At 73.6% G+C, this 23,213-nt stretch carries 19 protein-coding genes; 7 read left to right on the forward strand and 12 right to left on the reverse strand.

Annotated features, from left to right (window positions below; translation table 11 throughout):
- Positions 1–5: 5 nt before the first annotated feature.
- Genes ACFFR3_RS06160 through ACFFR3_RS06175 form a run of 4 tightly spaced genes read right to left on the reverse strand, consistent with a single transcriptional unit; the run spans position 6 to position 3,112 of the window.
- The gene (locus tag ACFFR3_RS06160) at positions 6–614 is read right to left on the reverse strand and encodes a response regulator (protein WP_364379950.1); all 609 of its coding nucleotides are present in this window, start codon (positions 612–614) and stop codon (positions 6–8) included.
- Positions 614–1,708, reverse strand: coding sequence for a sensor histidine kinase (locus tag ACFFR3_RS06165; RefSeq protein ID WP_345385391.1), 1,095 nt, complete (start codon positions 1,706–1,708; stop codon positions 614–616). The genes ACFFR3_RS06160 and ACFFR3_RS06165 overlap by 1 nt, the downstream gene beginning before the upstream one ends.
- Before the next feature lie 4 nt (positions 1,709–1,712).
- Positions 1,713–2,402, reverse strand: coding sequence for an ABC transporter permease (locus ACFFR3_RS06170; RefSeq protein WP_364379777.1), 690 nt, complete (start codon positions 2,400–2,402; stop codon positions 1,713–1,715).
- Entirely contained in the window at positions 2,399–3,112 is a 714-nt protein-coding gene (locus ACFFR3_RS06175; RefSeq protein ID WP_379482731.1) for an ABC transporter ATP-binding protein, read from the reverse strand. The genes ACFFR3_RS06170 and ACFFR3_RS06175 overlap by 4 nt, the downstream gene beginning before the upstream one ends.
- A gap of 473 nt (positions 3,113–3,585) precedes the next feature.
- Between ACFFR3_RS06175 and ACFFR3_RS06180 the strand changes: the two genes are divergently transcribed.
- Positions 3,586–5,778 carry a transglycosylase domain-containing protein gene (locus ACFFR3_RS06180; protein WP_364379771.1) on the forward strand — a complete coding sequence of 731 codons (2,193 nt, stop codon included), beginning with the start codon at positions 3,586–3,588 and terminating at the stop codon, positions 5,776–5,778.
- A gap of 2 nt (positions 5,779–5,780) precedes the next feature.
- Here ACFFR3_RS06180 and ACFFR3_RS06185 read toward each other — a convergent pair whose 3' ends face one another.
- Positions 5,781–6,701 (reverse strand): LysR family transcriptional regulator, encoded by a 921-nt coding sequence (locus tag ACFFR3_RS06185; RefSeq protein WP_379482732.1) that lies wholly within the window; start codon positions 6,699–6,701, stop codon positions 5,781–5,783.
- A gap of 80 nt (positions 6,702–6,781) precedes the next feature.
- On the opposite strand from ACFFR3_RS06185, the gene ACFFR3_RS06190 reads away from it, so the two are divergent.
- On the forward strand, positions 6,782–7,483 hold the full coding sequence (locus ACFFR3_RS06190; RefSeq protein WP_345409216.1) for an aspartate/glutamate racemase family protein: 702 nt from the start codon (positions 6,782–6,784) through the stop codon (positions 7,481–7,483).
- Here ACFFR3_RS06190 and ACFFR3_RS06195 read toward each other — a convergent pair.
- Positions 7,480–10,515, reverse strand: a complete 3,036-nt coding sequence (locus ACFFR3_RS06195) for an AfsR/SARP family transcriptional regulator (protein WP_379482733.1) — start codon at positions 10,513–10,515, stop codon at positions 7,480–7,482. The two genes, ACFFR3_RS06190 and ACFFR3_RS06195, sit on opposite strands and share 4 nt — an antisense overlap.
- 309 nt (positions 10,516–10,824) lie before the next feature.
- Here ACFFR3_RS06195 and ACFFR3_RS06200 point away from each other — a divergent pair, with 309 nt between their 5' ends.
- Entirely contained in the window at positions 10,825–11,925 is a 1,101-nt protein-coding gene (locus ACFFR3_RS06200; RefSeq protein WP_345385405.1) for a ThiF family adenylyltransferase, read from the forward strand.
- A complete protein-coding gene (locus ACFFR3_RS06205; protein ID WP_345385407.1) occupies positions 11,922–13,112 on the forward strand; it encodes a hypothetical protein in 1,191 nt (396 codons plus the stop codon). The genes ACFFR3_RS06200 and ACFFR3_RS06205 overlap by 4 nt, the downstream gene beginning before the upstream one ends.
- Before the next feature lie 20 nt (positions 13,113–13,132).
- Here the strand turns inward: ACFFR3_RS06205 and ACFFR3_RS06210 are convergent, their stop codons facing one another.
- The 6 genes from ACFFR3_RS06210 to paaZ form a co-directional block, all read right to left on the reverse strand.
- Complete coding sequence (locus ACFFR3_RS06210) at positions 13,133–14,551, reverse strand: dihydrolipoamide acetyltransferase family protein (protein WP_379482734.1); 1,419 nt, start codon at positions 14,549–14,551, stop codon at positions 13,133–13,135.
- Between the two features lie 358 nt (positions 14,552–14,909).
- Positions 14,910–15,968, reverse strand: a complete 1,059-nt coding sequence (locus ACFFR3_RS06215) for an alpha-ketoacid dehydrogenase subunit beta (protein ID WP_446686037.1) — start codon at positions 15,966–15,968, stop codon at positions 14,910–14,912.
- Positions 15,969–15,970: 2 nt separating this feature from the next.
- Entirely contained in the window at positions 15,971–17,068 is a 1,098-nt protein-coding gene (pdhA, locus tag ACFFR3_RS06220; protein ID WP_379482735.1) for a pyruvate dehydrogenase (acetyl-transferring) E1 component subunit alpha, read from the reverse strand.
- A gap of 215 nt (positions 17,069–17,283) precedes the next feature.
- Positions 17,284–17,811 (reverse strand): Lrp/AsnC family transcriptional regulator, encoded by a 528-nt coding sequence (locus tag ACFFR3_RS06225; RefSeq protein ID WP_364379752.1) that lies wholly within the window; start codon positions 17,809–17,811, stop codon positions 17,284–17,286.
- 120 nt (positions 17,812–17,931) lie between these two features.
- Complete coding sequence (locus ACFFR3_RS06230; protein WP_345385409.1) at positions 17,932–18,723, reverse strand: enoyl-CoA hydratase/isomerase family protein; 792 nt, start codon at positions 18,721–18,723, stop codon at positions 17,932–17,934.
- Positions 18,720–20,765: a phenylacetic acid degradation bifunctional protein PaaZ gene (gene paaZ / locus ACFFR3_RS06235; RefSeq protein ID WP_364379747.1), complete on the reverse strand. Its 2,046-nt coding sequence runs from the start codon at positions 20,763–20,765 to the stop codon at positions 18,720–18,722. The genes ACFFR3_RS06230 and paaZ overlap by 4 nt, the downstream gene beginning before the upstream one ends.
- A gap of 104 nt (positions 20,766–20,869) precedes the next feature.
- On the opposite strand from paaZ, the gene paaA reads away from it, so the two are divergent.
- The 3 genes from paaA to paaC are packed head-to-tail and all read left to right on the forward strand — an operon-like array spanning position 20,870 to position 23,103.
- A complete protein-coding gene (gene paaA, locus ACFFR3_RS06240) occupies positions 20,870–21,832 on the forward strand; it encodes a 1,2-phenylacetyl-CoA epoxidase subunit PaaA (protein WP_345385411.1) in 963 nt (320 codons plus the stop codon).
- On the forward strand, positions 21,829–22,122 hold the full coding sequence (paaB, locus tag ACFFR3_RS06245; RefSeq protein WP_379482736.1) for a 1,2-phenylacetyl-CoA epoxidase subunit PaaB: 294 nt from the start codon (positions 21,829–21,831) through the stop codon (positions 22,120–22,122). The genes paaA and paaB overlap by 4 nt, the downstream gene beginning before the upstream one ends.
- A gap of 12 nt (positions 22,123–22,134) precedes the next feature.
- Positions 22,135–23,103, forward strand: a complete 969-nt coding sequence (paaC, locus tag ACFFR3_RS06250; protein WP_345385413.1) for a 1,2-phenylacetyl-CoA epoxidase subunit PaaC — start codon at positions 22,135–22,137, stop codon at positions 23,101–23,103.
- Positions 23,104–23,213 lie beyond the last annotated feature (110 nt).

Below are 23,213 nucleotides of genomic sequence, written 5' to 3' on the forward strand. Positions count from 1 at the left end.
CCACGCTAGCGCGGGGGCCCGATCAGGCCACGTTCCAGGGCCACGACCACGGCTGCGGCCCTGGTGTCCACGCCGAGCTTGGCGAAGACGTGCTTGAGGTGGGTCTTCACGGTCGTCTCGCTGATCAGCAGGGTCCGCGCGATCTCCTTGTTGGCCGCGCCCCGCGCGACCAGGCGCAGCACCTCCAGCTCGCGCGGGCTCGGGTCCTGCGCGGGCGGGCGGCCGATGAGGGCGGAGGCGACCGAGGGGGCGAGCACGGCGCCGCCGGCCGCCGCGGCGCGCACGGCGCGGTGCAGCTCGTCCCTGGGCGCGTCCTTGAGCAGGTAACCGGCCACGCCCGCGGCCATGGCCCGCGCCACGTCGGCGTCGGTGTCGTACGTGGTCAGCACGATCACCTTGATCTCCGGATGGTCGGCGCGCAGCCGCTGGATCGCGCCGAGGCCGTCGAGGCCGGGCATGCGCAGGTCCATCAGCACGATGTCCGGCCGGGCCCGCCTGGCCATGGCCAGCGCCTCGAACCCGTCGGCCGCCTCGGCCACCACGTCGATGTCGGCGATGCCGTCGAACATGCCGCGCAGGCCGTCGCGGACCACCGGGTGGTCGTCCACGATCATCAGTTTGAGGGGATGCGCAGGCACAGGGCCGTCCCTTCTCCCGGGGCCGACTCGACCGTCAGCATGCCGCCCACGCCGTCGGCCCGCTCGCGCATGGCGGCCAGGCCGTAGCCCCGCGTGCCTGCTTCTGGGTCGAAGCCGGTGCCGTCGTCGTACACGTCCAGCGTCACCTCGTCGTCCATGTAGGTCAGCGTGATCGCCACCCGGCCGGCGCGGGCGTGCTTGGCGGCGTTGGCGAGGCCCTCCTGCGCGGTGCGCAGCACGGTGGCGGTCACCTCGGGCGGCAGCGGCCTGGGCGTGCCCTCGACGGCCACGCCGGCGGTCGTGCCGTGGGCGCGCGACCACCGCGCGGCGACCTCCGCCAGCGCCGCCTCCAGCGAGGCGTCCTGGAGCGGGCCTGGGCGCAGCGCGTCGACCGAGCGGCGGGCCTCGCGGAGGTTGTCCCGCGCGAGTTCCTTGGCGAGGGCGATCCTGCGGCGTACGGCCGGCAGGTCGGGGGTGTCCTCGATGGCCTGCTCGGCGGCCTCAAGCTGGGTGATGATGCCGCTCAGGCCCTGGGCGATGGTGTCGTGGATCTCCCTGGCCAGCCTGGCCCGCTCCTCCAGGACGCCGACCGTGCGGTTCTGGGCGCTCTGGCGGGAGACGTACGCGACGAACAGCCCGATCGCCACCACCAGGCCCGAGCTGCCGGCGAGCTGCCACAGGGCGCCGGGGTCGTCGAGGTAGCCCCTGGCGGCGAACGTGCACAGGATCGTCGCCACCGCGCCCGCGTAGGACCAGGGCGCGGGCAGCATCAGGTACGGCTGCGGCATCAGCCCGAAGATCACCACGTCGAACGAGCGGTCGGCCGTCACCAGCGCGACGTACAGCCCGCAGAGCACCGCGACGTGCAGCGCCATGGGGTTGAGCCGGCCGAGCCGCTCGGGCCTGCGCCCGACGAAGAACCAGTGCCAGCCGGCCAGCGCGGCGAGCAGCGCCAGCGGCAGCGGGCCAGGGGCGGAGCCGGCCCCGAGCGACAGCACCAGGCCGAGCGCCAGGCAGGCGTAGAACAGCACGTGGAAGGCGCGCAGCCAGCGCGCCTCCCAGACGTTCACCTCGTCACTCCCATCGGAACAGCGCCGCGGCCGCAGCCGTGCCCGCGACGATTATCCCGGCCAGGATCATCATCGGGAAGAGCGCGGCGGTGCCCGACCAGGCGCTGGTGAGCGCGTCCACGCCGGGGGTCAGCGGCAGGAAGTCGCCGATCTGCCGCAGCGAGTCCGGCAGCGCCCTGCGCGGCACCGCCGCGCCCGCCAGGAAGATCATCGGAAACATGACCAGCATGCCGACCAGGTTCGCGCCTCTGGCGTTGCCGACGACGGCGGCGATGACGAAGCCGAGCGCGCACACCGTCACCGAGCAGAGCACGAACGCCAGCGCCAGGAGCGGCACGCTGCGCGGCGCCGCGGCCCCGAACGCGGTGATCGCGGTGACGATGAGCAGCGCCGACCCGGCGAGCGCGGCCGTCACCTGGGCCACGAGCTGCGCGCCGAGCAGCAGCAGCGGCGAGACCGGCGTGGTGGCCAGCCGCTTGAGCACCTTGCGCTCCCGGTAGGAGGCCACCACCCCCGGCAGCGCCCCCATGCCGCCGATGGCCGCGATCATCGCGACGTAGCCGGGCACCGCGCCGCTGTCGCCGCGCTTGAGCACCAGCAGCATCAGCGGGAAGGCCATCATGAAGAACACCGAGGCGGGGTCGCGCAGCAGCAGCCGCAGCTCCGTCGTGACCAGTGCGGTGAACGCTCTCATCGGTCCGCTCCTTCCAGCGCGAAGTACGCCTCTTCCAGCGACCCCGTGCCGGTGGCCGCCATGATCTCCGCAGGGGTGCCGGTCGCCTGGACGCGGCCGCGCGCGAGGATCGCGAGACGGTCGCACAACGCCTCGGTCTCGTCGAAGTAGTGGCTGACCAGCACCACCGTGGTGCCGGACGCCCGCAGGTCGTTCACCAGCCGCCAGGTCTCCCGCCTGGCCACCGGGTCGAGGCCGGTCGTCAGCTCGTCGAGCACCACCACCTCGGGGTCGCCGACCAGCGCCAGGGCCAGCATGAGCCGCTGCTTCTGGCCGCCCGACAGGTCGCCGTACGCCTGGCGCGCCAGCGGGCCCAGCCCCCAGCGCTCCATCACCTGCCGCCAGTCGGCGGGGGCGCGGTAGAAGGCGGCGTACGCCCGCAACGCCTCGGCCACCTTCATCCGCTCCGGCAGCGCGCTCTCCTGGAGTTGCACGCCGATCCGCTGCGCCACGGCGCGGCGCCGGCGCGCCGGGTCCTCCCCCAGCACCCGCACGCTGCCCCCGTCGGGCCTCCGCAGGCCGATGAGGCATTCGACGGTGGTCGTCTTGCCCGCCCCGTTGTGGCCGGCGATCCCGAAGATCTCACCGGCGTGGACCGTGAACGTCACGCCGGCCACGGCCGGGGTGCTCCCGTACACCTTGCGCAGGTCCTTGACCTCGATGGCTTCCATGCCTCAAGGCTCCCGCCGCCCCGCTCGCGGCGGCATCGCCCGTCACGTCACCCGGCATCCTCCGTTCGGGTGAGTTGACACCTGGAGGGGTGACCGCTATTTCTTGGCTAACCGTTAGGGGGGTAGGCAAAATGTCGCATTTCTCCTGCGGATCTTGTCGCCGGATGAGTGAATAGGGACCTGTGAGTTACGACAGCTACGAACCGGAGCCGTCCGGACGGCCGGACGACGCCCAGGAGCGGCCCCGGCCCGCGGCGCGTCAGAGCAGGCGGCGGCGCCCGTCCAGTCGCCGCCCGTCCACCCCACCTACGTCCGCCTCTCCTGCCTCCGCCCCTGGTGCGTCCCCTGGTGCGTCCCCTGGTGCGTCCACCTCTCGCGCGTCCGCCCCGAGCCGGGCGGACGCGGCCGGCTCGGAGCCGCGGCAGGGTGACGGTGGCGGTGGCGGGCGGCGGCGTACCGGGTGGCGGCGGTTCGTGCCCGGGTGGAAGGCCGTGGTGCTCGGCATCATGGTCCTGGTGACCGGCCTGTTCGGGATGATCATGGTGGCGTACGCGAACACGCCGCTGCCGACCGACACGCAGGAGCACGCCACCGAGCAGGGCAGCATCCTCTACTACCGGGACGGCAAGACCGAGCTGGCCAGGCTCGGCACCAAGCGCGAGATCGTCCCCATCTCGAAGATCCCCCGGCACGTCCAGGACGCCTTCATCGCCGCCGAGAACCGGTCGTTCCGCACCGACCCCGGCTTCTCGATCTCGGGCATCATGCGCGCGGCGTACAGCACGCTCACCGGCCAGCAGGTGCAGGGCGGCTCGACGATCACACAGGAGATGGCGCGCGGCTACTACGACGGCCTCAGCCAGGAGCGGACCGTGCAGCGGAAGGTCAAGGAGATCTTCGTCTCGATCCGCGCCAACCAGGAGATGTCGAAGGACGAGATCCTCGCCAACTACCTCAACACCATCTACATCGGGCGGGGCGCGAACGGCATCCAGGCCGCCGCCCAGGCGTTCTTCGACAAGGACGTCGACGAGCTGACCCCCGCCGAGGCCGCCTACCTGGCCGGACGCACCCAGCAGCCGGACCGCTTCGACAAGGCCGAGCAGGAGAAGAACTGGGCGCTGACGCGGGAGCGGTTCGCGTACACCATCGACGGCATGGCGAAGGTCGACCCGGCGCGGTACGGCGACCTGCCGAAGACGGCGAAGTTCCCCAAACTGGCCCGGCAGCAGAAGGTGGAGACCTTCAAGGGCATCAAGGGCTACATGGTCGACATCGTCCAGCGGGAGCTGGCCTCGCGGGGCATCGACAAGAAGGCGCTGAGCATCAGCGGCTACCGGGTGACGACCACGTTCGACAGGAAGCTCATGCTGGCCGCGAAGAAGGCGGTGGAGAGCAACCTGCGGGCGCTCGGCGACAAGCACATCCGCGCGAACATGGCCGCCGTCGATCCGCGCAACGGCCGGGTGATCGCCTTCTACAGCGGCCACGACTACCTCAAGAGCTTCACCAACAACGCCTTCGACGCCTACAAGCAGGCGGCGTCGGCGTTCAAGCCGTACGTGCTGGCCGCCTGGCTGGAGCGGGGCTACAGCCTCAAGAGCCGCGTCTCCGGCAAGGGCCCCGTCACGCTGCCCGGCACCAAGCCGATCCGCAACTCCCACGACCTCGGCGCGGCCGTGACCATCGACCAGGCCACCGCCCAGTCGGTGAACACCGCGTTCGCCACCATGGCGCAGGAGGTGGGGCTCGAACAGGTCGCGAAGATCGCCGAGGACGCCGGGATCAGCGAGAAGAACCTCGAAGAGGCGATCGAGACCCACGCGTACGGCATGTCCATCGGCGCGGGCCTGGTCACCCCCGTGCAGCAGGCGACGGGGTACGGCATCTTCGCCAACGGCGGCGTGCACCACGACGCGCACGTGGTCGTCGCGGTCAAGACGGCCGACGGGAAGACCGTGATGAAGGAGGTCGACCCGCCCAAGCCGGTCATCAGCCCGGAGAGCGCGGCCGACGCGACGTACGCGATGCAGCAGGTCGTCAGGTCGGGCACGGCCAGGGGCACCGCGCTGCCCGGCGGCCGGCCGATCGCCGGCAAGACCGGCACCAACAACGAGAACAAGGAGGCGTGGTTCGTCGGCTACACCCCGCAGCTGTCCACGGCGGTCGGGATGTACAAGGAGGTGCCGCAGACGAACCCGAAGACCGGGAAGGCCCTGCGGGATCCCAACGGGTACGTGCTGCAGCGCGAGGTCTCGCTGGGCAGCATCGAGGGGGCCGGCACGCCCACCAAGGTCTGGCGGGACTTCATGGCGGTGGCGATGGCCGGCAAGCCGGTGGAGGAGTTCCCGCCGCCGTCGTTCACCGGGCAGGAGCACGACCTGGTGACCGCGCCCGACCCCAAGCCGACCAAGGACCCGTCGGACGAGCCCACCGACGGTCCTGACGACGGCGTGGACGACGGCGTGAACGACTCCGTGGACGACGGCGTCCAGGACGACGTGGACGACGGCATCGACGACGCCCCCACCGACCCGGCCTGCGCGGACGACCCGGCCTGTTCGGGTCAGCCCGACGACACGCCGACCGACCAGGGCGACGATCCGCTGAACGACAGCGGCGATCCCGCGCTGCCCGAGGACTCGCTGGGCGAGGCCGGCGGCTGAGGTCAGGCGGTTCGCCGGCCGGCCGTGGTGTCGAGCAGGGCCCGCAGGGCGCCGGCGACCGCCGGGATCTGGCCGGCCTCCCGGTGATAGGTCAGGTGCAGGGTGCGCGGGCGGAGCTGGAGCGCCGGGCGTACGGCGACGCCGGGGTGGAGCGCGGCGTCCAGGGCGAGCTGGGGCAGCAGCCCGACGGCCAGGCCGCGGGCGATCAGCGCCTGGGCCGCCACGTAGTCGTCCGTGCCGTGCCGCACGTCCGGCGCGAACCCGGCCGCGCCGCACGCCTCGCGCAGGTTCGCGGCGCACCGCTCGCACCCGGCGATCCACTTCTCCCCTGCCAGCACTTTCAGGTCGACCGGCGCCCCGGGCGGGCCGGCATGGGGATGATCGTCAGGCAGCACGAGCCGCACGGGATCACCCCCGACCACCACCCGCACCAACCCGGGCCCCGCGCCCTGCTCCCCTGCGATCGGGTCGGCGGTGTGGGTGAAGGTGACGGCGACGTCCACCTCGCCGGCTTCCAGGAGCGCGAGGGCCTGGGGCGGCTCGGCCTCGCGCAGCCGTACGTCGATGCCGGCGTGGCGGCGGCCGAGCAGGCTGATGGCGTCGGGCACGATCGTCGCCCCCGCGGAAGGGAACACCGCCAGCCGCACCGTGCCGGCCCGCCGCTGGCCCAGCGCGTCGAGGTCCTCCTCGGCCGCCTGCAGCCGGGCGGCGATCGCGTCGGCGTGGCGCAGCAGCGCCCTGCCCGCCTCGGTGAGCTGCACCCCGCGCGGGCGGCGCAGCACGAGCGGCGCCCCCGCCTGTCGTTCGAGGTGGCGCAGGTGCTGGCTGACGGCAGGCTGCGTCCACCCGAGCGCCCTGGCGGCGCCCGCGATCGACCCGGTACGGGCGATCTCCCGGAAGATGAGCAACCGGTTCGCGTCCATGCCTTAAGTATTACTTGGGTCAGCGCCAAGAAGTTCAAGCCTTCCTAAGAGCAGGAGCACGCGGCAAGGTGGGACGCGTGATGCGAACCATCGGCCTGATCGGCGGCATGAGCTGGGAGTCCTCCGCCGAGTACTACAAGATCCTGAACGAGGAGACCCGCCGCCGCCTCGGCGGTCACCACTGCGCGAGGAGCGTGATGCTGACCGTCGACTTCGCCGAGATCGAGGCGATGCAGCGCGAGGGCGCGTGGGACCGCGCCGGCGAGCTGCTGGCGGGGGCGGCCAAGAGCCTGGAGTCGGCGGGCGCCGACCTCGTGCTGCTGTGCACGAACACCATGCACCAGGTGGCGGACGCCGTCGAAGGCGCCGTCGGCGTGCCGTTCCTGCACCTCGTGGACGCCACCGCGCGTCGCGTCGCAGCGGCAGGTCTCACCAGGGTCGGCCTGCTCGGCACCCGCTTCACCATGGAGATGGACTTCTACCGGGCGCGGATGCGCGATCACGGCATCGACATCCTGGTGCCGGACGAGCCGGCCCGCACCCTCGTCCACGACGTCATCTACCAGGAGCTGACCCTGGGCCGGGTGGAGCCCGCCTCGCGGGCGGCGTACCGGGAGATCATCGCGGAGCTGGCCGGGCGCGGCGCGCAGGGCGTCATCCTCGGCTGCACCGAGATCACCCTGCTGGTGGGCCAGGACGACAGCCCCGTCCCGGTGTTCGACTCCACCCGGATCCACGTGGAGACCGCCCTCGACCTGGCCCTGAGCGAGCCGCCCGGCTAACCGAGCGCGGCGCGCGAGCGGGCCGCCTGGTCGCGGGCGCGGGCCGTCCAGACCGGCTCGTTGAGCGGGTCGAGCCGGTCGAGGCAGGCAGTGAAGTGCGCCAGCGCGGCCCGCTCGTCGCCGCGACGGCGGCTGATCTCGCCCAGCGCGTACGCCACCATCGCCTGCCCCTGCGCGTCCCCGGCGTCCTCGAACATCTCGGCGCACCTGGCCAGCCGGGCGACGGCGGTGTCGTAGTGGCCGAGCGCGGCCTCGGCCTGGGCCAGCCGGCGCAGCGTCACCCGTTCGCCGTAGCTCCAGCGCAGCTCCCTGCTGAGGTCGATGGCGGCCCGGTAGTGGCCGATCGCCTCGTCGGCGCGGCCCGTCTCGTAGCAGGCGATGCCGAGCGAGCGCAGGAACCGGGCCCGATGGACGGCGCTGTGGACGGCGCTCTTGACGGCGCTCTTGATGGCGCTCTTGACGGCGCTGTGGCCCTCGGCCCTGGCCAGGGCCCGCCGCAGGGTCGCCGCCGCCGCGTCGTAGCGGGACAGGTAGAACTGGATCCCGGCGATCTCGGTCCAGGCGGCCAGCAGGCCGTGCTCGTCGCCGAGCGCCTCGAACCGCTCGGCGGCCATCGTGGCGGCGGCCAGCGCGGAGCCCAGGTCGGACTCCAGCGTGGCGGCGACCCCGAGCAGCGCGTACGCGGCGGCGTGCCGGTCGCCCGTCTCCGAGCCGCGCGCGAGGAGCATCCTGAACTCCTCCGCGACCGCGCCCGCTCGCCTGCGGTCCACCTCGGCGTCGCCGCGGATCAGGCGCATCCTGATCTCGGCGGCGGTGTCGCCGGCCTCGGCGGCGGCCTCCGCGACCGTGCCGAGCAGGCGTACGGCGTCGTCGTGGAAGCCGCGCACGATGAGGAACGGCGCCAGCGCCTGGGCGAGCAGGGCCGCCTCCCGGACGAGGCCGGTCCGGGCCGCGGCCACGGCCAGCGCGACGAGCACGGCACGTTCCGCGGCGAGCCAGGCGCCGCCCTCGGGGCAGGGCGGGGTCCTCGCGGGCAGCCCGGGCGGCGGCGGGGCGAAGGCCGGCGGCAGCTCGCGGGCCGCCTCCGTGGTGCGCGCGCACGCCTCGGCGGCGGCGCGGCGCAGCGCCGCCGTCCTGCTCCGCGCGCTCTCCTCGGTCGCGAACAGCTCGCCGGCGAAGCCGCGCAGCAGGTCGTGCATGCGGTAGCGGGGGGCGGCCGCGGCGTCGCCGTCACCGGCGGTGATCAGGCCGGCGGCGGCCAGCTCCTCCAGGGACGCGTCCACGTCGTGCGCGGAGACGCCGGCCAGCGCGGCCACCGTCCAGGCCGCCACCCCGTCCGCCGGCACCGCACCCAGCAGGCGGAACGCTCTGCGCGCGGGCTCGGACAGCGCGGCGTAGCTCGCCTCGAACGTGGCGCGCACGTCCAGGGGGCCGGAGCGCAGCTCGTTGAGCGGTGAGGCGGTGCGGAGCCGGCGCGCCAGCTCGGCCGGCGGCCAGGCGGGGCGGGTGGCCAGGCGGGCGCCGGCGATGCGCAGCGCCAGCGGCAGCCGCCCGCAGGAGCGCACGATCGCCTCGGCCGCCTCGGGGTCGCCGGCCATGCGCTGCGCCCCCGCCACGCCGGCCAGCAGGTCGCGCGCGTCGGCGAGCGGGGGCACGTCCAGCGCGTACGACGTCGCGCCGGGCAGTGCGGGCAGCGGGCCTCTGGAGGTGACGAGCACGGCGGACCTGGGTGTCCCGGGGATCAGCGGCTGCACCTGGTCCTCGGCGGCCGCGTCGTCGAGCAGCACGAGCACCGCGCGGTCGGCGAGCCTGGCCCGGTAGAGCGCCGCCCGCTCCTCGACGCCGGTGGGCAGGGCGGCGAAGTCGGCGCCGAGCACCCGCAGCAGCTCGGCCAGCAGGTCGGACGCGTCGCGCGGAGCCGCCGACGCCCCCGCCAGCCGCACGAACAACTGCCCGTCGGGATACCGCTCGCGCAGCCGATGCGCGACGTGCACCGCCAGCGTGCTCTTGCCCACGCCCGGCTGCCCCGAGACGGTGACGATCGGCGGCGCACCCCCACCACCCTTGAGCGCCGCGACCAGCTCAGCGCTCTCCCGCTCACGCCCGACGAAGTCAGCGATGTCCGCAGGAAGCGAGCAGGCCCCCGCCCAGGAGGGCTCCCGGCTCAAGGAAACGCCTGCGTCGCGGGAACGGACGACACCACCATCCTCGCCAAGGGCGCGGCCGGCACCGCAGGAAGCGCCCGCACGGTGGCCGGCGGCGCCCCCAGGCTCACCGGCCTCGCCAACGGCGCGGACGGTGCTTGGAGGCATGGGGTCGGTGTCGTTGAGGAGGGCGGTGTGGAGGGTGCGTAAGTCGTGGCCCGGCTCGATGCCCAGTTCGTTCACGAGGGTCGAGCGGGCGCGGCGGTACGCCTCCAGTGCCTCGGCGCGGCGGCCGGCGCGGTGCAGCGCGAGCATCAGGCGGTGCCACAGGCGTTCGTTGAGCGGGGCGCTGTCCACCAGCGGGGCCAGCTCGCCCACGAGCTCGTCGTGCAGCCCGAGCCGCAGGCGGACGTCGATCCAGGCGAGCCTGGCGTTCTCGCGGCGTTCCTCCAGCTCGGCGATGCGGGCCTGGACGGTCGCCGCCAGCGGCACGTCCTCGGCGGGCCGGCCGCGCCACAGCGCCAGCGCCCGGCCGAACAGGCGGTGCGCGGCCGCCAGGTCGCCGCGGGCCGCCTCCAGCCGCGCCCGGTGCGCGGCCTCGTCGAAGGTGAGCAGGTCGAGCCGGTCGGGGTCGAGCCGCAGCAGGTAGCCGTACGGCGCCGACTCGACGCCGATCCCGGCGCGGCGCAGCGCGGTCACGTACTGCTGCAGGTTCGGCACGGCGGAGCGGGGCGGGTCGTCCCACACCGAGGCGATCAGCCGGTCCCTGGACAGGACGGTGCCCGGGTGGAGCAGGAAGACGCCGAGCACGGCGCGCGCCCTGGCGGCCAGCCGGATCGGCCGTCCCTCGTCGAGGACCCTGACCGGTCCGAGGATCGTGAAGTCCACCGTCCTCCCTGCCACGATCAGCCGTTTCGTCCTTCTCTATGGCGACTTTATGGGCTTTCTGTCGGCGAGAGGAGGAAGTTGATCGACGACATCCCGCCGGGGAGCCAGGAAGGAGGTGCCGTAGATGAAGATCGAGGTTCGCAAGGTCGAGGCCGTGAAGGCGACGCAGTTCGTGACCTGAGGCATCGCCTCTCAGCCGGCCGGGAGGCGGTCCGCCGCCTCCCGGCGGCTCCATCCCGACGACCGATGACGGCCGGCCGAGCTGCCGCCGGCCGATGACGAACGATCCGGTGGGAAACGATGCGGGTGATGGTGAAGGAATGCGCCTGGGAGTCCCTGGGCGACGAGCTCGTGGTCGTGCACGACCCGCGCGAGGCGTACACGCTGGCCGACCCGGGCGGGCGGGTCGCGGCGCTGCTCGATGAGCTGGCCAGGGGGCCGGCCACGGCGGACGAGCTGAGCGCGGCGCTGACCGCGCGCGGCGTCCCCGTCACGGCGGACGACGTGCGCGACGGGCTGGCCGGGCTCGACTCCCTGGGGCTGGTCGAGGACGCCGACGAGCGGCTGCTGGGCGATCCCGAGGCCGACGAGCGGCATTTCTCCAATCTGACGTTCTTCGGGGCGTTCGCCCGGCTGGGGACGTCGCGGGCGGAGTTCGTCCGGCGGCTGCGCGCGTCCCACGTGCTCGTGCTCGGCGCGGGCGGCGGCGGCTCGGCCCTCGTGCAGTGCCTGGCCGGGCTCGGCGTCGGCGCGCTGACGCTGGTGGACCGCGACGACATCGAGCCGCGCAACTTCGCCCGCCAGTTCCTCTACCGGCGCGCCGACGTCGGCCGGTCGAAGGTGGAGCGGGCGGCGGAGTGGGTCCGCGAGTACGACCCGGACATCGAGGTCCGCGCCGTGGACCGGTGGATCTCCGGCCCAGACGACCTCAAGGACCTGACCGGCGACGCCGACGTGATCGCCGGCGGCCTGGACGGCGCCCCCGACGCGAACCTCTGGGTCAACGAGGCCGCGTTGCGCGCGGGCGTCCCGCTGGTGGCCGGTGGCATGACGCGGACCCAGCTCATCTACTTCTCGGTCGATCCCGGCAGGAGCGCCTGCCTGCGCTGCGACGAGTCCGACCTGCCTAACCCCGGCGAGCGGACGACCGCGGCGGTGGCCCAGCGGCTCACCCGCGGGCTGCGGCTGGCGAACGGGCTCACCGGCCCGATGGCGATGCAGGTCGGGTCGCTGGTCGCGTACGAGGTCATGCGGTATCTGACGAAGGTCGAGCCGCCGCGGGCGGCGGGGGCGCGCGTGGTGCTCGACCTGCTGGACGGGCTGGTCCCGGTGCGGCAGCCGTTCCCCCGCGACCCCGCCTGCCCGGCGTGCGCGGCGGCCCCGCAGAACGACGCCGGGCGCGTCCCGTGACCACCGTACGGCTGCGCCCGCTCACGGTGGTCGGGGAGGGCGAGGAGGTGCTGGTCGGCGACCCGGCCACCGGCATGTTCGTGGCGATGCCCGCCGTGGGCGGCGTGGTGGTCGCGGCGCTGCTGCGCGGCGCGACCGAGGAGGAGGCCGCCGCCGAGGCCGCCGCGTTCGCCGGCGAGCCCGTCGATCTGCCCGCGTTCATGGCGACCCTGGCCGAGCTGGGGTTCCTGGACGACCGGCCGGACGACGAGCGCCGAGCCGTCAGGACCGCGCCGATCCAGATGCGGCGCTGGCTGGCGGGGGTGAGCACGCGCGTGGCCCGTCCCTTCTTCGGGGAGGTCGCGTGGGCTTGTTACGTCGTGCTCGCGCTGTTCTGCCTGGCGGTCTTCATCACCTCGCCGTCGCTGCTGCCGGACCCGGCCGAGGACGCGTTCGTGCTGGACGACGTCGGGTTGAGCGCGCTGCTGCTGATGCCGTTCGTGCTGGTCTCGACGGCGCTGCACGAAGGCGGGCACTGGCTGGCCGCCCGTGCGGCGGGGCTCACGGCCAGGTTCGGGGTGGACCGGCGGATGATGCTGCTCGTCCTGGAGACCGACCTGTCGCAGTTGTGGTCGGTGCCGCGCCGCCGCCGCTTCGGGCCGCTGCTCGGCGGGATGGCGGTGGACGTGGTGGTGCTCGCCGCGCTGCTGACCGCCCGCCTGCTGATCCAGAAAGGGGTGTGGTCGCCGGAGCCGGTGGTGGACGCCACGCTCGCCGCCTGGGTGTTCGTGAAGCTGGCGGGCCTGCTGTGGCAGTGCATGATCTTCCTGCGCACCGACCTGTACGGGGTGCTCGTCCACGCCCTCGGCTGCCGCGACCTGTGGCGGGTCAAGACGTTGCTGCTGCGGCACGCGTTCGGCCGGCTCACCCGGGCGCAGGCGGCCGAGGTGGTCCGGGCCTCGCCCGCCGACCTCAGGGTGGGGCGGTGGTTCCGGTGGGTGTGGCTGGCGGGGTTCGCCGTGGTGCTGGCCTGGTTCGTGGTCTTCGTCCTGCCGGTGGTGGTGAGCGTGCTGGGGTGGGCGGCCGGCCGGTTCGTGCTCGGGCCGCTCGACCCCGCCTTCTGGTACGCGCTGCTCTGCGTCGCGCTGCTGCTCGGCCCGTACGTGCTGGCGGCCGGCCTGGCGGTCCGCGAGCACGTACGGCGCTGACCCCCGGGGGTCGGCGGGGGTCAGGTGTCGGCGAGCAGGATGGCCGGGTTCTCCACGCAGTCGGCGACGTGGCGCAGGAAGCCGCCCGCCGCTCCCCCGTCGCAGACCCGGTGGTCGAACGTCAGGGAGAGCTGGGCGATCTTGCGGGCGGTGACGACGCCGCCGTGCACCCACGGGCGGTCGATCACCCGGCCGACGCCCAGCAGCGCCGCCTCCGGGTGGTTGATGATCGGGGTGGAGCCGTCCACGCCGAAGACGCCGTAGTTGTTGAGCGTGAACGTGCCGCCCGTCAGCGACTCGGGGGGCAGCTTGCCCTCCCTGGCCAGGCCGGTGAGCCGGGTCAGCTCGGCGGCGAGCTGGGCGGTGGTCATCAGGTGGGCGTCGCGGACCACCGGGACGACGAGGCCGCGGTCGGTCTGGGCGGCGAAGCCGAGGTTGACGTGGCCGTACCTGACGATCTCCGAGCGGTCGGTGTCCACCGTCGAGTTCAGCTCGGGGAAGCGGCGCAGGCCGTCCACGCAGATGCGGGCGAGCAGGGCCAGCAGGCCGATGCCGAGCTGGGGGCGGGTGCGGCGGAGCGCGTCCCTGGCCGCGACCAGGTCGGTGGCGTCCACGTCCACCCAGGTCGTGGCGTCGGGGATCTCGGTGCGGCTGCGGCTCATCTTCTCCGCCACGGCCCGCCGGACGCCGCGCAGCGGGATGCGCTCCAGCGGTCGCGGGGTGGCGGGGCTCGCCGCGCCCGCTCGCTCGATGGCCTGCTCGACGTCGCGGCGCAGGATCACCTCGCGGGGGCCGGTGGGGGTGACCTGGGCGAGGTCGATGCCGTGCTCGCGGGCGATCCTGCGCACCAGCGGCGAGATGACCCGCGGCGCCTGCCCCGGCGTCCTGGAGCTCGCCGCCTCCTGCCTCAGCGGACGCGGGCCCGCCGAGGACGTCTTGAGCGGGCGCGCGTCCGCAGCCGAGGGCTGAAGCGGGCGCGCCTCTCCCGCGGCACTCCTGAGCGGCCGCGCGTCCTCAGCCGGCGCCTTGAGCGGGCGGGCGTCGGGGGCCGGCGCCTTGAGCGGGGCGGGGCGGCGACGGCGGCGGGAGGTCCCGTGGTGGCCGGTGCCGTAGCCGATGAGGACGTTGCCGCTGCCGGCCCGCTCCTCCTCGCGGTACCGGGACGCCGCCGGGTCCTCGGCCGGTGCTGCGCCGCCGATCTCGATGAGCGGCTCGCCCACCGACAGGACGGCGCCGGGGGCGGCGTGCAGGGCGAGGACGGTCCCCGCGTACGGCACCGGCACCTCCACGGCCGCCTTGGCCGTCTCGACCTCGACCACGATCTGGTCCACCTCGACGGTGTCGCCGACGGCGACCTTCCAGTCGAGCACCTCGGCCTCGGTCAGCCCCTCGCCGAGGTCGGGCAGGCGGAACACCTGCCGCGTACCGGTGGCCGTCATCAGAAACCTCCGGGGAAGCCCCCGCCCGCAGGCGGGGAGGGAATTGGATGCTTGCGGAACAGGACGGGGAGAGGCGATTGGCTGCCGGACAGACCGGAATCATCGAACACGCGCGCGATCGGTGGCTGAAGATGGACGCCCCGTCGGACATCGTGTGGTCGCGCCCGCTGCCGCAGGGCGGCGAGCCGTCCACGGTGACCGTGTCGAACGTGCTTGCCGCCGGGCTGGTGGAGAGCTGGAACTCCTGTGGAGCTGGTGTAAGACCTCGACGAGAGTCCTCTCGCGGGCGACCGGCTGTGAAGCGGGGAAGACCCATGGGCGACCGTGGGACTCCCCCTCCTTCGAGAGCGGGAGGATGTCAAGACGCCTCCCTGCTGAGGTGCAGCAGGTCGGGCCGGTCGTCGAACTGGAGCCGGTCCACCGCGTCGAGCACCCGGTCCACGTCGGGCAGGTGGGTGTGCTCCAGTTTGGGCGGCGGGTACGGGATGTCGAAGCCGGTGACCCGCAGCACGGGCGCGGCCAGGGAGTGGAAGCACCGCTCCTGTACGCGGGCCGCGATCTCGGCCCCCACCCCGGCGAACCCCTGCGCCTCCTGGATCACCACGCACCGCCCCGTCCTGCGTACGGACGACACCACGGTCTCGTCGTCGAACGGGACGATGCTCCGCAGGTCCACCACCTCCAGCGAGCGGCCCTCCGCGGCGGCCGTCTCGGCGGCCTGGAGCGCGACGGGCACGCCGGGCCCGTACGCGACGAGCGTGGCGTCACTCCCCTCGCGCCGCACCACGGCCCGCCCGAAGCCGGGGGCGCGGCGCTCGGCGGGCGAGAAGTCGTCCTTGGCCCAGTACAGCTTCTTGGGCTCCATGAAGATCACCGGGTCGGGGTCGTCGATGGCGTCGCGGAGCAGCCAGTACGCGTCCTCGACGGTGGCGGGCGTGACGACCTTGAGCCCTGGGGTGTGGGCGTAGTACGCCTCGCTGGAGTCGCAGTGGTGCTCGACCCCGCCGATGCCGCCGGCGAACGGGATGCGGATCACCATCGGCAGCGACACCCGGCCGCGGGTGCGGTTGCGGGTCTTGGCGACGTGGGAGGCGATCTGCTCGAAGGCCGGGTAGGCGAACGCGTCGAACTGCATCTCGACGACGGGACGGAAGCCGCCCATCGCCATCCCGACCGCGAGACCGACGATGCCGGACTCGGCGAGCGGGGTGTCGAAGCAGCGTTCCTCGCCGAACTCCCCGGTCAGCCCGTCGGTGATGCGGAACACCCCGCCGAGCGGCCCGACGTCCTCGCCGAAGACGAGCACCCGCTCGTCCTCGCGCAGCGCGTCGCGCAGGGCGGCGTTGAGTGCCTGGGCCATAGAGGTCGGCTTGGACGCGGCGACGGGTCCTGGTGCGGACACGGGCATGGCGGTCATCGTCACTCCTCCGTGGCGCTCAGCTCGGCCCGCAGCAGCTCGCGCTGCTCGCGCAGCTGCGGCGTGGGCTCGGCGAAGACGTGGTCGAACAGCTCGAACGGGTCGGTCTCCGGGTCGGCGTTCATGCGGTCGCGGACGCGGGCGGCGTAGGCGTCGGCGGCCTGCGCGGCGGCCGCGACGCCGGCGTCGTCCAGCAGGCCCCGGCCGCGCAGATAGGTCTCCAGGCGGGCCAGCGGGTCGGCCGACTCCCACCGCGCGGCCTCCTCGGCGTCGCGGTAGCGGGTGGGGTCGTCGGCGTTGGTGTGCGGGTCCATCCGGTACGTGTGCGCCTCGACCAGGAACGGGCCGCCGCCCGCTCGGGCCCGCCCGACGGCCTCGGTCAGCACCGACAGCACGGCGACCAGGTCGTTGCCGTCCACCTGCTCGGACGGCACCCCGTACCCGACGCCCTTGTACGCCAGCGCGGGCGCGGCGGTCTGCCTGGCCAACGGCACCGAGATGGCGTACTTGTTGTTCTGCACCAGGAACACGACCGGGCAGCGCAGCACGCCGGCGTAGTTGAGCGCCTCGTGGAAGTCGCCCTCGCTGGTGCCGCCGTCGCCGATGAAGGCCAGCACGACCGCGTCCTCGCCCTTGCGGCGCAGCGCCTCGGCCATGCCGACCGCGTGGATGGTCTGGGTGGCGAGCGGCGTGCACTGGGGGGCGACGCGGACGGCGGCGGGGTCGTAGCCGCAGTGCCAGTCGCCGCGCAGGAGGGTGAGCACCTCGACGGGGTCGAGGCCGCGGGAGACGAGGGCCACGCTGTCGCGGTAGGTGGGGAACAGCCAGTCGTCGTCGCGCAGCGCGAGCACCCCGCCGATCTGGCAGGCCTCCTGTCCCAGGCTGGAGGGGTAGACGGCGAGGCGGCCCTGCTTGGTCAGCGCGGTCGCCTGGCGGTCGAAGCGGCGGCCGATGACCATCCGGCGGTAGGCCTCCGTGAGCTGCTCGCCGGCCGGCATCGGGTACGCGGCGGGGGGATCGACGGCGGTGCCGTCCTCGGCGACGAAACGCACGGGGACGGGCGCGGGGAGGAGACCGTCGACCACCTGGGGATGAGACATGGCGACGCTCGCTTTCTCTGGACGGTGGACAAGAGAAGCGTCCGCGTAGCGAGCCATTCGTTCAAGACATCGGCGGCGATAGGCGACAAATGGCTGCAAACCACGCTTCTCACGGCCATTTGTCGATTTGGCCAGCGGAGGAAGCTATGACCAGCCGGACGTTTTGCCGCCACCCGCGCCACCCCTGATCCACCGGCCCTCACCCGCCGCCCTCGTTACCCCCGGGCTCGGCTCCAGTGGGCGCCCTGGCCGCGGGCCTCGTCGAAGACGAGCCAGGTCCGGGTGGCGCGGACGCCCGGGATGTCCTGGATGCGTTCGAGCACGACGTGCCGCAGCGCCGCGTTGTCCGGCGTCCTGACCAGGGCCAGCACGTCGTAGTCGCCGCCGACCATGGCGAAGTGCTCGACGTAGGCGATCTCGCGCAGCCGGGCCGACACCTGCCGCCAGGAGTTCTGCTCGATGGTGATCGACACGTACGCGCTGGTGCCCAGCCCGGCCTTGGCCGGTGCGATCTCGGCGGTGAAGCCGGTGATCACGCCGTCCTCCATGAGCCGGGTCAGCCGCGCGTACGCGCTGGCCCGGGAGATGTGCACGTGCTCGGCGAGGGTGCGCACGGACATGCGGCCGTCGCGCCGCAGCTCGGCGATGATCGCGCGGTCCACGTCGTCGAGCGCCGCGGCGGCCCGTTCTGGCCACTCCTCACCGGCCGGAACGCTCGTCGCCGTGGACGGATGGCTCTCCATGCCCCTCACTCCTTGCCGAAGGTCTCCAGGTGGCCGCCTGCCGAAGCGCTGCCCCGGCGAGCGGCCGTCACTCAGGCCGTGGCCCGGACGGCGGCCCAGGCCGTGGCTCGGACGGTGGGGTCAGCGGCCGTCGAAGGCGGGGCGGCGTTTCGACAGGAACGCCGCCACGGCGCCGGCGTGGTCGGCCGTCAGGCCCAGGCGGGCCTGGGCGCGCGCCTCGGCGGCCAGCGTCGCCCCGAGGTCGCGCCCCCACGAGTCGGCGATGAGCCGCTTGGACTCGGCGTACGCGAGGGTGGGCCCGGCCGCGAGCCGTTCGGCCAGCTCGCGCGCGGCCGGAGCCAGCTCGTCCTGCGGCACCAGCCGCCCTGCGACGCCCCACTCGACGGCCTGCCGCGCCGTGAACGGCTCGGCGAGCAGCACGAGCTCCCTGGCCCGCGACTCGCCGACCGACCGGGTGAGCGTGGCCGACAGCCCGGAGTCGCAGGTCAGCCCGATCGCGCCGAACGCCGTGCCGAGCACCGCGTCCTCGGCGAACACCCGCAGGTCGCAGGCGAGCGCCAGGGCCAGCCCGGCGCCCACGCAGGTGCCGCCCACGGCCGCGACGACCGGCTTGGGCATCGTGGCGAGCAGCCGCACCACGGGCGCGTAGTCCTCCTCGACGGTGTCGAACGCGTGCGCCGCGTTCTCGCGCAGCGCCGCCGCGTGCTCGGCCAGGTCCTGGCCGGCGCAGAACGCCCGTCCCGCCCCGGCCAGCAGCACCGCGCGGACGGACGCGTCACCGGCGACGTCCTCCAGCGCGAGGCGCAGCTGCAGCTTGGTCTTGGCGTCCAGCGCGTTGCGGCGCTCGGGCCTGTTCAGCGTGACGGTCGCCACGGCGCCGTCGCGTTCGAGGAGAACGGCGGCGCCGTTCACCGGGCGTCACCGTCCCAGGTCTTGGCGACCAGGGTGAGCACGTCGTACGTGGCCACGGGCTGCCCCTCCTGGTTGGTGACGACGGCGTCCCAGCGCACCTCGCCGTAGTCGGCGTTGCTGCGCGGCGTGATCTGCTTGACGGTGAGCGTCACCGCGATGCCGTCGCCGGCCTTGACCGGGGTGAGGAAGCGCAGCGCGTCCACGCCGAAGTTGGCCAGCACCGGGCCGGGCGCCGGGTCGACGAAGAGCCCGGCGGCCAGCGAGACGACCAGGTAGCCGTGCGCGACGATGCCGCCGAACAGCGGGTTGCGGGCGGCCGCCTCGGGATCGGTGTGGGCGTAGAAGGTGTCGCCGGTGAACTCGGCGAAGCGCTCGATGTCCTCCCGTGTGACCGTGCGCGGCGCGGAGGCGATGGTGTCGCCGATCCGCAGCTCGGCCAGCGACTTGCGGAAGGGGTGCACGTCGCTCGCGGCGCGGGCGGCGCCGGTCGTCCACCGTCCTGTGACGGCGGTGAGCAGGTCGGGCGAGGCCTGGACGGCGGTGCGCTGCATGTGGTGCAGCACCCCGCGGATGCCGCCCAGCTCCTCGCCGCCGCCGGCCCGGCCCGGCCCGCCGTGGACGAGGACGGGCAGCGGCGAGCCGTGCCCGGTGGACTCCTTGGCGTCGTCGCGGTCGAGCACCAGGACCCGGCCGTGCCACGGCGCGAGCCCGAGCACCACGGACCTCGCGACCTCGGGGTCGTGGGTGGCGACGGAGGCGACCAGGCTGCCGCGCCCGCGGGCGGCCAGGGCGACGGCCTCGTCCAGGCCGTCGTAGGCGAGCACGGTGCTGACCGGCCCGAACGGCTCGACGTCGTGCGGCTCAGTGGCACCCGGCCTGGCCCGCAGCAGGAGCGGGGTCATGAACGCGCCGCGGGTGGCGTCGCCGTCGAGCAAGGCGCCGCCCGCCGGCTCGCCGTACACGACGTCGGCGCTCGCGCGCAGGGCCTCGACGGCCTTGCGCACCTCCTCGCGCTGGGCGAGCCCGGCCAGCGCGCCCATGCGCACGTCGGGGTTGCGCGGGTCGCCGACGCTCACCTTGGCCAGGCGGGCGGCCAGCGCCTCCTCGACCTGCCCGGCCATGGCCGAGGGCACCAGCACCCGGCGGATGGCGGTGCACTTCTGCCCGGCCTTGACCGTCATCTCGGTGACGACGCCCTTGATGAACAGGTCGAACTCGGGGTCGTCCGCGCGCACGTCGGGGCCGAGGACGGAGCAGTTGAGCGAGTCGGCCTCGACGCCGAGCACGACGCCGCCGTCCAGCACGTTGGGGTGGCGGCGCAGGATGCCGGCGGTGTGGGCGGAGCCGGTGAAGGCGACGGAGTCCTGCACGGTCAGCTCGTCGAGCAGCCCGCCCGCGCTGCCCGCGAGGAGCTGCAGCGCGCCCTCCGGCAGGATGCCGGACTCGATGATCATGCGGACGGCCAGCTCGGTGAGGTACGCGGTCTGGCTCGCCGGCTTGACGATCGAGGGCAGGCCGGCGAGGAAGGCGGGGGCGAGCTTCTCCAGCATGCCCCAGACGGGGAAGTTGAAGGCGTTGATCTGCACGGCCACGCCCGGCCGCGAGGTGTAGAGGTGCTGGCCGACGAACGTGCCGCCCTTGCCGAGGCGTTCGAGGCCCCCGTCCAGGAAGACCGTGTCGTTGGGCAGTTCGCGCACGCCCTTGCTCGCGTAGCTGAACAGGGTGCCGATGCCGCCGTCCACGTCGATGGCGGTGTCGCGAGAGGTGGCGCCGGTGCGTACGGACAGGGCGTACAGCTCCTCCTTGCGCTTCAGCAGGTGCTTGGCGAGCGCCTTGAGCAGGGCGGCGCGCTCGTGGAAGGTGAGCGCGCGCACGGCGGGACCGCCGGTCCGCCTGGCGTACGCGACCATCGCGCCGACGTCGAGGCCGCGGCTGGAGATGCGCGCGACCTCCTCGCCCGTGGCCGCGTCGAGCAGCGGCTCTCCCTCGTCGGCCGCGCGGAACCACCGTCCCGCGGCATAGCTCTCCAGCAGCGTGCTCACACTGTCTCCTCTCCCCGGGCGCGACCTTGCGCGGGCACCCCTCTGTGTGCGACCTTATTACTGACCGAGCGATAAGTAAATGAGCCCGAGGCGTCGGAGGAAAGATGACGACCACCCCAGCGGAGCCGGACCTCGAGGCCCGCCTGCAAGCCGGGTTCGACGCGACCATCGCCCGCCACGACCGCATCGAGCCGCGCGACTGGATGCCCGACGCCTACCGCCGGACGCTCATCCGCCAGATCGCCCAGCACGCCCACTCCGAGATCATCGGCATGCAGCCCGAGGGCAACTGGATCGGCCGCGCCCCCTCGTTGCGCCGTAAGGCGATCCTGCTGGCCAAGGTGCAGGACGAGGCGGGGCACGGGCTCTATCTGTACTCCGCGTGCGAAACCTTGGGCGTCTCCCGGGCCGAGCTGACGGAGTTGCTGCTCAGCGGCAAGCAGAAATACTCCTCGATCTTCAACTATCCGACGCTCTCGTACGCCGACGTCGGCACCATCGGCTGGCTGGTGGACGGCGCCGCCATCTGCAACCAGGTGCCGCTGTGCCGCACCTCCTACGGCCCCTACGGCCGCGCGATGATCCGCATCTGCAAGGAGGAGTCGTTCCACCAGCGGCAGGGGTACGAGCTGCTGATGACGATGATGCGCGGCACCGACGAGCAGCGGGCCATGGTGCAGGAGTCGGTCGACCGGTTCTGGTGGCCGTCGCTGATGATGTTCGGGCCGCCGGACGACCAGTCGCCCAACAGCGCGCGCTCGATGGCCTGGGGCGTCAAGCGCAACTCCAACGACGAGCTGCGGCAGAAGTTCGTGGACATGACGGTCCCGCAGGCCGAGGCGCTCGGTGTCACGCTGCCCGATCCCGATCTGCGCTGGAACGAGGAGCGCGGCCACCACGACTTCGGCGAGCCCGACTGGGAGGAGTTCGCCGCCGTGCTGCGCGGCGACGGGCCGTGCAACGCCCAGCGCATGGCACACCGCAGGGCCGCCCACGAGGAGGGCGCCTGGGTACGCGAGGCCGCCATCGCCTTCGCCGAGCGCTCACAGCAGGAGGTCGCCCGATGAGCGCCGACCGCCGGGAATGGCCGCTGTACGAGGTGTTCGTCCGCGGCAAGCGCGGGCTCAACCACGTGCACGTCGGCTCGCTGCACGCCCCTGACGACCAGATGGCGCTGCGGCACGCCCGCGACGTCTACACCCGCCGCAACGAGGGCGTCAGCATCTGGGTCGTACGGGCCGACGCCATCACCGCCTCGTCCCCCGACGAGAAGGACCCGCTCTTCGCGCCCAGCGGCGACAAGGTCTACCGGCATCCGACGTTCTACGAGATCCCGGGCGACGTCCCGCACATCTGATCGGACCTGCTCATGAGCGACGAACCCCGCAGCGAACCCCGGAGCGGACACAGCAGTGAACACAGCAGCGAACACGGCAGCATCTTCGACGGCCTGATCGAGGGCGGTGACTCCGCTCAGTGGGCTTTCGGCACCGACTTCGAGGACCCGCTGGCCGGGGTCGACACCACCGTGCCCGAGGGGGTGGACCCGGCCGCGCTGGCCGCGTACTGCCTCATGCTCGGCGACGACGCCCTGGTCCTGTCGCAGCGGCTGTCGGAGTGGTGCAGCCGCGCGCCCGACCTGGAGGAGGACATCGCGCTCGCCAACATGGCGCTCGACCTGCTCGGGCAGGCGCGGCTGCTGCTAGCGCGGGCGGCGGCGGCCGACCCCGGCGTGGTGCCGGCGCTGCCCGACGGCTCGCCGGTGCCGGCCGAGGACGCGCTGGCGTTCTTCCGCGACGACCGCGACTTTCGCAACGTGCGGCTTTGTGAGGTGCCGAACGGGGACTTCGCGCACGTGGTGGTGCGGCTGCTGCTGTTCTCCGCGGCTCGGCTCGCCCTGTTCGAACGGCTGCGCGCCAGCCGGGACCAGGTGCTCGCCGCCGTCGCGGGGAAGGGCGTCAAGGAGGTCGCCTACCACCGCGACTGGGCCGGGCGCTGGTTCCTCACGCTGGCGCGCGGCACCGAGGAGTCGCACCGCAGGCTGCTGGCCGCGCTCGACGCGCTGTGGCCGCTGCGGGCCGAGCTGGTCACCGCCCACCCGCTCGAACGGGTTCTGGCCGACGCCGGGGTGGGCGTGGACCCGTCGTCCCTGGCGGGCGAGGTGGACGCCGTCCTGGACCAGGTGCTCGCGGTGAGCGGCGTCGACCGTCCCGAGCGGGCGCCGCTGGCCGGCGTCGCCGGACGCACCGGCAGACACGGCCTGCACACCGAGGCCCTGAGCAGACTGCTCACCGAGATGCAGGTGGTCGCCCGCGCCCACCCGATGGGGCGCTGGTGACCCCCGCTCGGCCCCGCGCGGGGTCCACGCCGGGCGACGGGCCGCCCGCTGGGCGGGCGCGCGAGGATGCGGCCACGCGGCAGCCTGCCGAGACGGCCGAGCGAGCGCGT

The sequence above is a fragment of the Nonomuraea salmonea genome, assembly GCF_042428605.1.
Classification (GTDB): domain Bacteria; phylum Actinomycetota; class Actinomycetes; order Streptosporangiales; family Streptosporangiaceae; genus Nonomuraea; species Nonomuraea salmonea.

What these genes read in the sequence shown, in the direction of transcription:
- ACFFR3_RS06200 (WP_345385405.1), top strand. Translation starts at nt 10,825, where the DNA reads ATGGTGAAGGAATGCGCCTGGGAGTCCCTGGGCGACGAGCTCGTGGTC.
- ACFFR3_RS06160 (WP_364379950.1), bottom strand. Translation starts at nt 614, where the DNA reads ATGATCGTGGACGACCACCCGGTGGTCCGCGACGGCCTGCGCGGCATG.
- paaB (WP_379482736.1), top strand. Translation starts at nt 21,829, where the DNA reads ATGAGCGCCGACCGCCGGGAATGGCCGCTGTACGAGGTGTTCGTCCGC.
- ACFFR3_RS06225 (WP_364379752.1), bottom strand. Translation starts at nt 17,811, where the DNA reads ATGGAGAGCCATCCGTCCACGGCGACGAGCGTTCCGGCCGGTGAGGAG.
- ACFFR3_RS06215 (WP_446686037.1), bottom strand. Translation starts at nt 15,968, where the DNA reads ATGACCGCCATGCCCGTGTCCGCACCAGGACCCGTCGCCGCGTCCAAG.
- ACFFR3_RS06190 (WP_345409216.1), top strand. Translation starts at nt 6,782, where the DNA reads ATGCGAACCATCGGCCTGATCGGCGGCATGAGCTGGGAGTCCTCCGCC.
- ACFFR3_RS06170 (WP_364379777.1), bottom strand. Translation starts at nt 2,402, where the DNA reads ATGAGAGCGTTCACCGCACTGGTCACGACGGAGCTGCGGCTGCTGCTG.
- ACFFR3_RS06210 (WP_379482734.1), bottom strand. Translation starts at nt 14,551, where the DNA reads ATGACGGCCACCGGTACGCGGCAGGTGTTCCGCCTGCCCGACCTCGGC.
- paaA (WP_345385411.1), top strand. Translation starts at nt 20,870, where the DNA reads ATGACGACCACCCCAGCGGAGCCGGACCTCGAGGCCCGCCTGCAAGCC.
- ACFFR3_RS06175 (WP_379482731.1), bottom strand. Translation starts at nt 3,112, where the DNA reads ATGGAAGCCATCGAGGTCAAGGACCTGCGCAAGGTGTACGGGAGCACC.
- pdhA (WP_379482735.1), bottom strand. Translation starts at nt 17,068, where the DNA reads ATGTCTCATCCCCAGGTGGTCGACGGTCTCCTCCCCGCGCCCGTCCCC.
- paaC (WP_345385413.1), top strand. Translation starts at nt 22,135, where the DNA reads ATGAGCGACGAACCCCGCAGCGAACCCCGGAGCGGACACAGCAGTGAA.
- ACFFR3_RS06185 (WP_379482732.1), bottom strand. Translation starts at nt 6,701, where the DNA reads ATGGACGCGAACCGGTTGCTCATCTTCCGGGAGATCGCCCGTACCGGG.